This window comes from Pseudomonas sp. SWRI18, assembly GCF_014268345.1.
GTDB lineage: Bacteria > Pseudomonadota > Gammaproteobacteria > Pseudomonadales > Pseudomonadaceae > Aquipseudomonas > Aquipseudomonas cedrina.
Window position 1 is genome coordinate 246,223 of the sequence record NZ_JACCQQ010000004.1, and the last position, 12,454, is coordinate 258,676.

Genomic DNA, 12,454 nt, shown 5'->3' on the forward strand with positions numbered 1-12,454 from the left:
AGAGTTGTCGACAGGCCTACTGCATTCGCGAGCAAGCCCGCTCCCACATTTAGTCTGCGGTGTTGCCTAGGTTTTTGGCTGCAGCAACAACGCCACCAACGCACTCCAGCCGGTCTGGTGCGACGCGCCCAGCCCACGTCCCGTCTCGCCATGAAAGTATTCATGGAACAACAGCAGATCCCGACTCGCCGGATCCGCCTCCAACTGCGCATACCCCGCCATTGACGGGCGCAGGCCATTTTCATCGCGCAGGAACAACCCGGTCAGCCGCTGACTCAGGCTGTCGGCCACTTCCTCCAGGGATGACAGATAACCATTGCCCGTCGGGTACTCCACCGAAAAGTTATCGGCATAGTAGCGGTGAAATTCGCGCAGCGATTCAATCAACATATAGTTGACCGGCATCCACAAGGGCCCGCGCCAGTTGGAGTTGCCGCCGTACAGGCGCGAGTCGGACTCCCCCGGTCGGTAGCACGCGCTGAGGGTGTCGCCGTTCATTTTCAGCGCCAGGGGTTGTTCGGCGAAGGCCTTGGACAGGGAGCGCACGCCAAAGGTGGACAAGAACTCGCTTTCATCGAGCATGCGCCGCAGCAGGTCCTTGGTACGCTCGCCGCGCAACAATGCCAACAGCAGGCGATTGCCCTGCCCAGGCTCATTCCAGCGTGAGACCAGCTTGGCCAGGTCGGGCCGGTGCTGCATGAACCCCAACAGACGCTCGCGCAGTCCCTCCAGGCCTTCATGCTCGCGCTGTTCCAGCACCAGCACGGCGAACAGCGGCATCAGGCCGACAATGGAGCGCAGGCGCACGGGCTCGTTCTGGCCGTCGGGCCGGTGCAACACGTCATAGAAGAACAGATCCTGCTCATCCCACAGGCCTTCGGCGCTGTCATCGACACGGTTGATGGCCCCGGCGATATACAGGAAATGTTCGAAGAACTTCACCGCGATGTCGACGTAGACCACGTTGCGCCTGGCCAGCTCCAAGCCGATGCGCATCAAGTCCAGCGCGTAGGCGGCGACCCATGCCGTGCCGTCGGCCTGGTCCAGCTGGTAACCCGGCGGCAACGCGGCCGAGCGGTCGAACACGGCGATATTGTCCAACCCCAGGAAACCGCCTTGGAACAGGTTGCGCCCCTCGGCATCCTTGCGGTTGACCCACCAGGAAAAATTCAACAGCAGTTTGTGGAATATCCGCTCAAGGAAATCCATATCGCCTACGCCGGTCAACGCCTTGTCCTGCTGGTACACCCGCCAACTGGCCCAGGCGTGTACGGGCGGGTTGGCGTCATCGAAGCGCCATTCATAGGCTGGCAACTGGCCGTTGGGGTGCATGAAGCGATCTTTCACCAGCAACAGCAGCTGTTGCTTGGCGTAGTGCGGGTCGATCAGCGCAATGGCCACCGCCTGGAAGCCTTGGTCCCACGAGGCGTACCACGGATATTCCCAGGTGTCGGGCATGGAAAGGATGTCGAAATTCGACAAGTGCCGCCAATGGGTGTTGCGGCTGTGCAGGCGCTCGGGCGGCGGTGCGGGTTGTGCCGGGTCGCCGTCGAGCCATTGGTTGACGTCGAAATAGTACAGCTGCTTGGACCATAGCAAACCGGCCAACGCCTGGCGCTGCACGTTGCGCGCATCGTCGTCGACAATGCCGTATTGCAGGGCGGCGTAGAAGTCGTCGGCCTCCTGGCGGCGCTGTTCGAACAGGCGCCGGGCGCTGACCCGAGGCGCACCCATCGGGGCAAAACGCAGGTAGAGGGTTTTGCTTTCCAGGCCCGCCAGCTCGAGGATGAAACGCGCCGCGACTTTGGTACCGAGGTCACGGCGAATCGCCGATTCAATTCCCTCGACCACGTAATCATTGATCCCGTCCTTGAACGGGCCTGGCGCCGGCTGCCCATCCATCCTGGGCACGTTGCTTTCGTTTTCGCAGAACAACCACTCCACCCCGCCCTGGCCCCAGGCGCTGAGATGACGGTCAGGCAGTTCGGGATGGCACGCCAGGACCTGGTCTGCGTCCATCTTCAGTTGCGGCTTGGGCGCATCGAAAGTCCAGCTCCAGTCATTGCGTGCCCACAACTGGGGCAGCACCTGCAAACGCGTCGGCTGGTCCGAACGGTTGTGCACGGTGACGCGCATGAAAATGTCATCGGGCTGATGCTTGGCGTATTCGACGCTGACATCGCAGTAGCGGTTGTCTTCGAACACCCCGGTGTCGAGAATCTCGTACTCGGCATCCTCCAGGCCGCGGCGCGCGTTCTCGCCGGTCAAGTCGTCGTAGGGAAAGGCCGCGTGGGGGTATTTGTAGAGCATGCGCATGTAGGCATGGCTCGGTACGCCGTCGACGAAAAAGTACAGTTCCTTGACGTCCTCGCCGTGATTGCCTTCGGCGTTATTGAGGCCGAACAGGCGCTCCTTGATGATCGCGTCACGCTCGTTCCACAGGGCCAGGCCCAGGCACCAGCGTTGCGCCTTGTCGCTGAAACCGGCCAGGCCATCCTCGCCCCAGCGGTAGGCGCGACTGCGTGCATGCTCATGGGGGAAGTAGGCCCAGGCGTCGCCGTCGGCGCTGTAGTCTTCGCGCACCGTGCCCCATTGGCGTTCACTCAGGTAAGGGCCCCACTCGCGCCAGCGTTCGACCTGCGGCATCGCCAGGCGCTGGCCTTCGGTGGTCTCAAGCAGTCGGGTGTCGGGTGTGGCCGTCATCGGGTCCTCCATCGCCTACCGGGTGAGCGGCAGTGTAGAGCCCAATGACGCCCGGTTGCACATGAAGCTTTGGAAGAGGGCGTAGGTGTAGTTGAAGATCAGGCGGGCTGTTTTGTCATATCCCGGTCATTTCATTCATTTGCAGAATGAAGTCCTGAGGATTCTTCGTTTGCAAGCAAGCCTCTGGCTCAACAAACTCAGGCAAAGGCTTTTTCCATCGCCGTCGCCATCAGGAATTTTTCTATGCACGCCACCGCACATGTCAGCCCGGACGAGATCCGCAAGGGCTTTTCCAGGGCCATGTCCGATATGTACCGAGAAGAGGTCCCCCTGTACGGCGCGTTGATGGAACTGGTGGTCGAGACCAATACCCGCGTGCTCGACACCGAGCCGCTGCTGGCGCAACAGCTGCGACGCACCGGCGAAATCCGGCGCCTGGACATGGAACGCCACGGCGCCATCCGCCTGGGTACCGCCGCGGAACTGGCGACCATCAGCCGCCTGTTTGCGGTGATGGGCATGCAGCCGGTGGGCTATTACGACCTGACGCCGGCCGGCGTGCCCGTGCACTCCACAGCGTTTCGCGCGGTGCACGAACAGGCGCTGCAAACCAGCCCGTTCCGCGTATTCACTTCGTTGCTACGCCTGGAGCTGATCGAGAACCCCGAGCTGCGCGCCTTCGCCGAAACCGCCCTGGCCAAGCGCTCGATCTTCACCCCCGGCGCTCTCGCGCTGATCGAACAAGCGGAAAAGGACGGCGGCCTCAACGCCGTGGATGCCGATGAATTCGTGCGCCAGGCCCTGGAAACCTTTCGCTGGCACCCCAGCGCCACGGTCACGGGTGCGCAGTACCGGCAGTTGAGCGACCAGCACCGCCTGATCGCCGACGTGGTGGCCTTCAAGGGTCCGCATATCAACCACCTGACCCCACGCACCCTGGACATTGACCAGGTCCAGGCCGCCATGCCCGGCAAAGGCATCACGCCCAAGGCCGTGATCGAAGGCCCACCGCGCCGCCATTGCCCGATCCTGCTGCGCCAGACCAGCTTCAAGGCCCTCGACGAAGCCATCGCCTTCTCCGATGCCCAAGGCAGCCACAGCGCGCGCTTTGGCGAAATCGAACAACGCGGTGTCGCGCTCACGCCCAAGGGCCGCGCGCTGTACGACAGCTTGCTGAACGCCGCGCGCGATGAACTGGGCGCCTTCCCCAATGAGGGCAACGCCGCACGGTATACGCAATTGATGGAACACCACTTCCAGGCCTTCCCGGACAACCACGCGCAGATGCGTGAACAGGGCCTGGCGTATTACCGCTACTTCGCCACCGAGCAAGGCCTGGCCGCGCGGGGCAGCGCCGATCAACCGCGCACCCTGGACGCACTGATCGCGGCCGGTCACATCGATGTGGAACCGTTGGTGTATGAGGATTTCCTGCCGGTGAGCGCGGCGGGGATTTTCCAGTCGAACCTGGGGGATGCCGCGCAGAGCCACTACGCGGCCAACGCGAACAAGGCCGAGTTTGAACAGGCGCTGGGGCGTCGGACCGTGGATGAATTGAAGCTGTATGGCGAGACGCAGCAGCGCTCCATGGATGAATGCACGCGGGCGCTACTGGGATGAAATGATATCGATAGCGTTGCAGGAGCAAAGGGACGCCTGCTCCTGCAATCGTCCTTTGCGATTAACCCAACTTCGCGACTATTTCGTCTTTGATCAACAGCCGTTTCTTCTTCAGTTTTTCCACATTCTCATCGCTGGCGCTTGCCGATTCCGCCTTCAGCACCTCCCCGTCGGCGGCGTCGTATTGAGTGAGAAGCGAGTCCAGGCGTTTGTCGCCCGCCCTGCGTTCGTGAACGGCTTCCTTGCTCAATCCCAAGTCCTGATACAGGTCGTGTTTCACTGGCATGGCGTACCTCCGCAGTTGATCTATGGCTTACGCCCTAGAAGCTAGACCATTGCGGGGGGTCTTGTCATGTGCGGGGTCGATTCATCCCCGTTCGTCGCAGCGCGGGCGTTTGGATCAAACCTTTGCGCCGCCCTGCCCTCCACTCTAGATAGCCATTCGAGGGAGACCGGTTTCATGACGCATGCCGCCACCGCAGTCGACACCCAATGCATCAACACGATTCGCACCCTGGCCATGGACGCCGTGCAGAAGGCCAATTCCGGGCATCCGGGCACGCCCATGGGCCTGGCGCCGGTGGGCTATACCTTGTGGAGCCGCTTCCTGCGCTACCACCCGGAACATCCCGACTGGCCCAACCGCGACCGTTTTGTGTTGTCGGTGGGGCATGCGTCGATGCTGCTGTATTCGCTGCTGCACCTGGCCGGCGTGGTCGAGATCGACGCCCATGGCAAGCGCTCCGGCCAGCCGGCGATCAGCCTGGACGATATCAAGCAGTTCCGGCAGGCCGACTCGAAAACCCCGGGCCACCCCGAATACCGCATGACCACCGGCGTCGAGACCACCACCGGCCCACTCGGCCAAGGCTGTGCCAACAGCGTCGGCATGGCGATGGCCGAGCGTTGGCTGGGCCAGCGTTTCAATCGCGATGGCAAGGTGCTGTTCGACTACAACGTCTACACCCTGTGCGGCGACGGCGACATGATGGAAGGCATCAGCAGCGAAGCCGCGTCGATGGCCGGGCATCTCAAGCTTGAAAACCTGTGCTGGATCTACGACAACAACACCATCAGCATCGAAGGCCACACCGAACTGGCCTACAGCGAGGACGTGATCAAGCGTTTCCAGGCGTACGGCTGGCACACCTTGCACGTCACCGACGCGAACGATTTGCAGGCCTTGAGCACGGCGCTGGAGACCTTCCAGGCAAACACCGGCGCACCGACCCTGATCGTGGTCGACAGCGTGATCGGCTACGGCTCGCCGCACAAACACAACACCGCCGCCGCCCATGGCGAGCCACTGGGCGATGACGAAATCCGCCTGACCAAGGCCGCTTACGGCTGGCCGCAGGATTCGAGCTTCCTGGTGCCCGACGAAGCCCGCAGCGTATTGCAAGAGGCGCTGCTGGAACGCAGCCAGCCGTTGTATGACGCCTGGCAGCAGCAGCTGTCGCAGCTTGAGCACGACCGGCCGCAGCTGGCCGACGAACTGCGGCGCATGCGTGCCGGGGAAATGCCCGAGCAATGGCAAAGCGATCTGCCTCACTTCGACAGTGATGCCAAGGGCGTGGCCAGCCGCGCCGCCGGTGGCGAAGTGCTGAATGCGTTCGCCCGGCAGATACCCTGGCTGCTCGGCGGTTCGGCGGACTTGTCGCCTTCGACCAAGACCAACCTCACCTTCGACGGTGCCGGGCGTTTCAGTGCCGACGACTACAGTGGGCGCAACCTGCACTTCGGCATCCGCGAACATGCCATGGGCGCGATTGCCAATGGAATGGCGCTGTCCTATCTGCGCCCGTACACCTCGACATTCCTGGTGTTCAGCGACTACATGAAACCGCCGATCCGCCTGGCGGCGATCATGGAGTTGCCGGTGATATTTGTGTTCACCCATGACTCGATTGGCGTGGGTGAGGATGGGCCGACGCACCAGCCGATCGAGCACCTCACACAGTTGCGCGCCACACCGGGGTTGCTGACCCTGCGCCCGGGCGATGCAAATGAAACCCTGGAGCTGTGGAAAGTGGCCCTGGCGCAGACCCATCGGCCCAGTTGCGTGGTGTTGTCGCGTCAGCCGTTGCCGACCTTGGACCGCACCCAATATGCGCCCGCCACCGGCGCGGCCAAAGGCGCTTATGTGCTGGCGGGCGCGGATGAGCCTCAGGTGATCCTGTTGGCGACCGGCAGCGAAGTCAGCCTTGCGGTGGCGGCTTATGAACAACTCAAAAGCGAAGGGATTGCCGCGCAGGTTGTCTCCATGCCCAGCTGGGAGCTGTTTGAAGATCAGGACCAGGCTTATCGCGACAGTGTCTTACCGCCTGCGGTGAGAGCCCGGGTGGTGGTGGAACAGGCCGGGCCGCTGGGTTGGGATCGGTATGTGGGGCAGACCGGGGCCAAGGTGGTGATGAACAGCTTTGGCGCGTCGGCGCCGCTGGCCAAGTTGCAGGAGAAGTTCGGGTTTACGGTGGAGAATGTGGTGAAGCAGGCCAAGGCGCAAATCCAACTGGCTGAGCGTTGAGCAAAATGTGGGAGCGGGCTTGCTCGCGAAGGCGGTGTGTCAGTCAATGCATCTGCTGACTGAACCGCCGCCTTCGCGAGCAAGCCCGCTCCCACAGTTGATCTTCTTCGGGGGCTAGATCAGCTCCCTGGCAAGAAATGGCGCCGTACGGCTGGCCTTGCTCTTGGCGACCTTTTGCGGCGTGCCGCAAGCCACCACCGTCCCGCCCAGGTCCCCCGCCCCCGGCCCGATATCAATCACCCAATCACTCTGCGCCACCACGCGCATTTCATGCTCCACCACAACCACCGTATGCCCCGCCTCCACCAAGTGATTCAACTGGCTGAGCAAGCGGTCGACATCCCGTGGATGCAAGCCGGTGGTAGGCTCATCCAACACGTACAACGTGGCGCCCCGCGCATTGCGTTGCAACTCGGTCGCCAGTTTGATGCGCTGCGCTTCGCCGCCGGACAGTTCGGTGGCCGGCTGCCCCAGCCGCAGGTAGCCCAGACCGATATCGCGCAGCACCTGCAATGCACGCAATACACCCGGTTGTTCGGCGAACACCTCGACCGCCTGCTCCACCGTCAGGCCCAACACCTGGGCGATGCTCAAGCCTTGCCATTTGATCGCCAGGGTCTCGGGGTTGTAGCGCGCCCCGTGACAGGTCGGGCATGGCGCATAGACGCTGGGCATGAACAGCAGCTCGACACTGACAAACCCCTCGCCTTCACAGTTCGGGCAGCGGCCCTTGGCGACGTTGAACGAAAACTGCCCGGCGTCGTAACCGCGCTTTTTCGCGGCCGGCGTGGCCGCGAACAGTTTGCGCACGTTGTCGAACAGACCGGTATAGGTCGCCAGGTTGGAGCGCGGGGTGCGGCCGATGGGTTTCTGGTCCACCTGGACCAGGCGGCGGACCTGCTCAAGGCCCGCGCCGATGCGCCCGCCGCTGGTTTGCGGCACGTCGTCTTCCAGGCTCGGCTCTTCGTCGTTTTCCACTGCCCGCCCCAGGCCGCTGCTCACCAGTTCCAGCAGCGCCTGGCTGACCAGGCTGGACTTGCCCGAACCGGAAATGCCGGTGACCGCCGTAAAGCAGCCCAACGGGAAATCCACAGTCAAGTCCTTAAGGTTATTGCGCGTCACGCCTTCCAGTTTCAGCCAGCCGGAAGGCGTGCGGCGCAGCGGGTTCGACACGCGCTTTTCGGCGAACAGATATTCACGGGTCTGTGACGCCTGCACCTGTGCCAGGCCGGCCGGCGGCCCGCTGTACAACACTTGCCCGCCATGTTCGCCGGCGGCCGGGCCGACATCGATCAGCCAGTCGGCGCGGCGCATGGTTTCCAGGTCGTGTTCCACCACAAACAATGAGTTGCCCGCCGCTTTCAAACGCTCCAGCGCGGTGAACAGCGCCTCGCCGTCCGCCGGATGCAGGCCCGCCGACGGTTCGTCCAGCACATAGATCACGCCGAACAGCTGCGAGCCCAGTTGCGTGGCCAGGCGCAGCCGCTGCAACTCGCCGGACGACAAGGTCGGTGTACTGCGCTCCAGGGACAGATACCCCAAGCCCAGCTCGGTCAAGGTGCTGACCCGCTCCAGCAGGTCCTGGGCAATGCGCTGCGCCGCCAGGCGTTTTTCCACCGACAGTTTCATCTTGTCCTGCCCGGCCGCCACCGGGCGCAGCAACTCGGCCAATTGCGCCAGCGACAGTTGCGACAACTCGCCGATATCCACCCCGGCAAACTTCACCGACAGCGCGGCCTTGGTCAGGCGCTTGCCCTCGCACAACGGGCAGGCGCTGCCCTGCATGAACTGCGAGACGCGCTTTTTCATCAGCGCGCTCTGGGTGTGGCTGAAGGTGTGCAGGATGTAGCGCCGCGCACCACTGAAGGTGCCCTGGTAACTGGGCTCCAGCTTGCGCTTCAGCGCATCGCGAGTCTGCGCCGGGGTGAAGCCGGCATACACCGGGACGGTCGGGGTTTCGTCGGTGAACAGGATCCAGTCGCGCTGCTTTTTCGGCAGGTCGCGCCACGGAATATCCACGTCATAGCCCAGGGTCACCAGGATGTCGCGCAGGTTCTGCCCCTGCCACGCCAACGGCCAGGCCGCCACCGCGCGCTGGCGAATCGTCAGGGAAGGATCCGGCACCATCAGCGCCTCGGTCACTTCATACACGCGCCCCAGACCGTGGCATTGCGGGCAGGCGCCCTGGGGCAGGTTCGGCGAAAAATCCTCGGCATACAGCATCGCCTGGCCCGGCGGGTAACTGCCGGCGCGGGAATACAGCATGCGAACCAGGCTCGACAGCGTGGTAACGCTACCCACCGACGAGCGCGCGCTCGGCGTACCGCGCTGCTGTTGCAGAGCCACGGCGGGCGGCAGACCTTCGATGCTGTCCACATCCGGCACGCCGACCTGGTCGATCAACCGTCGCGCATACGGCGCCACCGACTCGAAATAGCGCCGCTGGGCCTCGGCGTACACCGTGGAAAACGCCAGTGACGACTTGCCGGAACCCGATACGCCGGTAAACACCACCAGGGCGTCGCGCGGGATATCCACGTCGACATTGCGCAGGTTGTGTTCGCGGGCGCCACGCACGCGGACGAAGCCGGTTGATTGGGCGGTGATCGGCGGGATGTTGCGCTGTGAAGTCATGGACAACCTTGTCGGGCGGTGAGCACGCTGCGCACCCGTTGCGTCAGGGCTTCGGGGCTGTAGGGCTTGCTCAGCAGATGAATATCGGGGGTCAGCAAATGGTTGCTGGAAAGGATGTCGCGGGTATGGCCCGAAGTGAACAGCACCGGCACCGGCGGCGTTTGCTGGCGGGCCCAGTCAGCCAGGTCGGTACTCTTGATGCGGCCGGGCATCACCACGTCAGTGAAGATCAGTTCCGGATGCAAACCCTCTTGCAGTTTGAGCATGGCCTGGTCGCCGTCTTCGGCCGTGAGTACGGTGTAGCCGGATTGTTCGAGCAGCTCCACCACGGTCAGGCGTACGCCTTCATTGTCCTCGACCACCAGGATGGTTTCCTGGCCGCCGCTGGGGGGCACGTGGTCTATATCCCCATCAAGGCATTCAGGCTCCAGGCTGTGGGGGAAATACATCTGCACCACCGAGCCTTTGCCCTCCTCGCTCCACATCTCCACATGGCCGCCGCTTTGACGCACAAAGCCGAACACCATGCTCAGGCCCAGGCCGGTGCCATGGCCTTCGCGCTTGGTGGTGAAAAAGGGTTCAAACGCACGCTTGAGGGTGGTCTCGGACATGCCGACGCCGGTGTCGATAACCGCCAGGCGCACGTACTCGCCGGGCTTGATGCTTTTACCCGCGCAATCGTCGGGGTTGAGAATAACGTTCTCGCCGGTGATACGAATCACGCCCTCGCCCTTCATGGCATCCCTGGCATTGATCGCCAGGTTGAGCAGTGCGTTTTCCAACTGGTTGCGGTCGACATTGATGCACCAGGAATCCTGGGGCAGTTGCACATCGATATGAATGGTTTCCCCCAACGCGCGTTGCAACAGTTCACCGAGGCCTGCGTAGATGCGTTGCGGGTTGTACACCGCCGGCGACAGCGGTTGGCGGCGGGCAAACGCGAGCAGTTGCGAGGATAACTTGGACCCGCGCTCCACCGCCGCAATGGCGGCCGCGACACGCCGCTGCACCTGGGCGTTCTCCGGTTCATGGCGGGCCAGCAGGTGCAGGTTGCCGGCGATCACTTGCAGCAGATTATTGAAGTCATGGGCCACGCCGCCGGTCAGGCCGCCGATGGCTTCGAGCTTCTGCGACTGGCGCAACTGCTCTTCGGCGGCAGAGCGCGCCTGCACTTCCGCGGCCACGCGCTGCTCGAGGTTGTGGGTGAGCTCCTGGCGCACCTGCTCGGATTTCACCAGTTCGGTGGTCTCCACCACAATCGCCAGCACCCCGGCGGGTCGCTGGTCGTCGCCAGCGACGGGGCTGTAATACAGATCCAGCCAGACGGTTTCCGGCTTACCGTTGCGCGACAGGACCAGGTCTTTGTTGTTGAACGACAAGGTGCCGCCGGCCAGGCAGGTATCGACCACGTGCCGGTTGAAGTCAGCCACTTCCGGCCAGCCCAGCTCGACCGGCATACCCAGCAGCTTGGGGTGTCGGCCGCCGGCGAATACCGAGTAACTGTCGTTGTAGATCATGTAACCCGCCCGGCCCCACAGCATCACCATCGGCACGGGAGAAGCGAGCATCATCTGCACGGTACAGGCCAAGCTGGTGGACCAGTCTTCAATGGCGCCCAAGTCAGTGGCAGACCAATCGAACGTGCGAATACGCCGGGCCATTTCTCCGGCCCAGCCTTCACAGCCGTGAGGGTTGGATAAAAACTGCATAGTAAACTCTGCGCGGGGGAAGACAGTCGCCAAATTTGGAGCGCGTCAGACGCGGATGGTTTCATATTGTATGAATTAGGGTATTACCGCCTTGGAAAACCAATGGCTCCAGTGAAAATCACGCAGACGCACTGCTCGTTCATGGGCTCCACAGGGTGCCGGTTTTCAATGACGCTGTGCCTTCACCAGATCAGCAATCAGAAAATCCCTGAACGCGCAAACCGCCGCCGGTAAATTGCGCCCCGCCATGCTCTGCAGTTCAATGCGCCGTGCCTGCATGCCTTCGTCGAGAATCGGCACGCATTGCAGGGCCTTGTCCGCCACCTGCTTTTGCAAGGTCATTTCGCTGGCCAGGCTGATCACCCCTTCTTCACGCACGAAGCTGTAGAGCGCGGCAACGTAATTAGTGGTCAATACCGGGTCGAACAGCAACCCCTGTACACCGCAACAGATATCGAACAGTTGCCGTATCGTGGTGTCAGCCTTGGGCAGCGCAATGGGCCAGGGCTGCAGCTCGGCCAGGCTGACCGCTTCACGCCCGGCCAAGGGATGGGAATTGGCGACCACGGCAAAGATCGCCCCGCTCAGGACGTGCTCGACCTTGATTTCCTTTTGCGGCGTCAGGCTGAAGGTCATCGCCAGGTCGGCTTCGCCGGAACGAACCTTTTCGGTCGCCTGCGCGGGCGCACAGACCTCCAGGGTGAAATGAATACCCTGGTACTCACGCCGGAACGCGCTGATGTTTCGGGGCATATATTCCAGTGCAAAGCCTTCCGAGCAGGCCACATGCACGTGCCCGCGCTGCAGACCATGCAGCTCGGTAATTTCCAGCACCACCTGCTCTGCCTCAAGCTGCGACTTGCGCGCATAGGCCGCCAGCCGCGCGCCCGCCTCGCTGAGCACCATGCCTCGGGCACGGCGCTCGAACAGGCTCGTACCCAGCGCCAATTCAAGCTTGGAAATTTGTCGGCTCACGGCGGATGCGGCCACATTCAAGCGTTCCGAGGCTTCGCTGACCGACCCGCATCGCGCGACTTCCAGGAAATAACGCAGTGCCGTGGACTGCACACCGTACAGCTGCATAGGCGCCTCCGTGAGTTGCCTTTTTGGCAACGCAAGTATCGAAATATTATTCTTGCGGCATTCATAGCCTTTCCCTACATTCGTGTCCAGACCAAAAAAACATGACCTGACCTGCTCATCCTCCTTTCACGCATTTGCGATCCGCTGCCCTTTGATTCAACCACTCTCGCCAACGGAGACG

Annotated in this window: 7 protein-coding genes; 2 read left to right on the plus strand and 5 right to left on the minus strand. The window is 62.6% G+C overall.

Annotation, left to right across the window (positions count from 1 at the left end; genetic code table 11):
- Positions 1–66 precede the first annotated feature (66 nt).
- Positions 67–2,703, minus strand: coding sequence for a glucosidase (locus tag H0Z09_RS07545; RefSeq protein WP_186689222.1), 2,637 nt, complete (start codon positions 2,701–2,703; stop codon positions 67–69).
- A 243-nt stretch (positions 2,704–2,946) separates the two neighbouring features.
- On the opposite strand from H0Z09_RS07545, the gene H0Z09_RS07550 reads away from it, so the two are divergent.
- The gene (locus H0Z09_RS07550) at positions 2,947–4,323 is read left to right on the plus strand and encodes a VOC family protein (RefSeq protein ID WP_186689224.1); all 1,377 of its coding nucleotides are present in this window, start codon (positions 2,947–2,949) and stop codon (positions 4,321–4,323) included.
- Positions 4,324–4,384: 61 nt separating this feature from the next.
- On the opposite strand, the gene H0Z09_RS07555 is transcribed toward H0Z09_RS07550, so the two are convergent.
- Positions 4,385–4,609 carry a DUF465 domain-containing protein gene (locus H0Z09_RS07555; protein ID WP_186689226.1) on the minus strand — a complete coding sequence of 75 codons (225 nt, stop codon included), beginning with the start codon at positions 4,607–4,609 and terminating at the stop codon, positions 4,385–4,387.
- Between the two features lie 174 nt (positions 4,610–4,783).
- On the opposite strand from H0Z09_RS07555, the gene tkt reads away from it, so the two are divergent.
- A complete protein-coding gene (tkt, locus tag H0Z09_RS07560; RefSeq protein ID WP_186689227.1) occupies positions 4,784–6,847 on the plus strand; it encodes a transketolase in 2,064 nt (687 codons plus the stop codon).
- A 114-nt stretch (positions 6,848–6,961) separates the two neighbouring features.
- Here the strand turns inward: tkt and uvrA are convergent, their stop codons facing one another.
- From uvrA to H0Z09_RS07575, 3 genes are all read right to left on the minus strand, one after another.
- Positions 6,962–9,481, minus strand: coding sequence for an excinuclease ABC subunit UvrA (uvrA, locus tag H0Z09_RS07565; RefSeq protein WP_186689228.1), 2,520 nt, complete (start codon positions 9,479–9,481; stop codon positions 6,962–6,964).
- Positions 9,478–11,190 carry an ATP-binding protein gene (locus H0Z09_RS07570; protein WP_186689229.1) on the minus strand — a complete coding sequence of 571 codons (1,713 nt, stop codon included), beginning with the start codon at positions 11,188–11,190 and terminating at the stop codon, positions 9,478–9,480. The genes uvrA and H0Z09_RS07570 overlap by 4 nt, the downstream gene beginning before the upstream one ends.
- 165 nt (positions 11,191–11,355) lie before the next feature.
- Positions 11,356–12,273 carry a LysR substrate-binding domain-containing protein gene (locus tag H0Z09_RS07575; protein WP_186689231.1) on the minus strand — a complete coding sequence of 306 codons (918 nt, stop codon included), beginning with the start codon at positions 12,271–12,273 and terminating at the stop codon, positions 11,356–11,358.
- Between the last annotated feature and the right edge of the window lie 181 nt (positions 12,274–12,454).

What these genes read in the sequence shown, in the direction of transcription:
- H0Z09_RS07545 (WP_186689222.1), bottom strand. Translation starts at nt 2,703, where the DNA reads ATGACGGCCACACCCGACACCCGACTGCTTGAGACCACCGAAGGCCAG.
- H0Z09_RS07550 (WP_186689224.1), top strand. Translation starts at nt 2,947, where the DNA reads ATGCACGCCACCGCACATGTCAGCCCGGACGAGATCCGCAAGGGCTTT.
- H0Z09_RS07555 (WP_186689226.1), bottom strand. Translation starts at nt 4,609, where the DNA reads ATGCCAGTGAAACACGACCTGTATCAGGACTTGGGATTGAGCAAGGAA.
- tkt (WP_186689227.1), top strand. Translation starts at nt 4,784, where the DNA reads ATGACGCATGCCGCCACCGCAGTCGACACCCAATGCATCAACACGATT.
- uvrA (WP_186689228.1), bottom strand. Translation starts at nt 9,481, where the DNA reads ATGACTTCACAGCGCAACATCCCGCCGATCACCGCCCAATCAACCGGC.
- H0Z09_RS07570 (WP_186689229.1), bottom strand. Translation starts at nt 11,190, where the DNA reads ATGCAGTTTTTATCCAACCCTCACGGCTGTGAAGGCTGGGCCGGAGAA.
- H0Z09_RS07575 (WP_186689231.1), bottom strand. Translation starts at nt 12,273, where the DNA reads ATGCAGCTGTACGGTGTGCAGTCCACGGCACTGCGTTATTTCCTGGAA.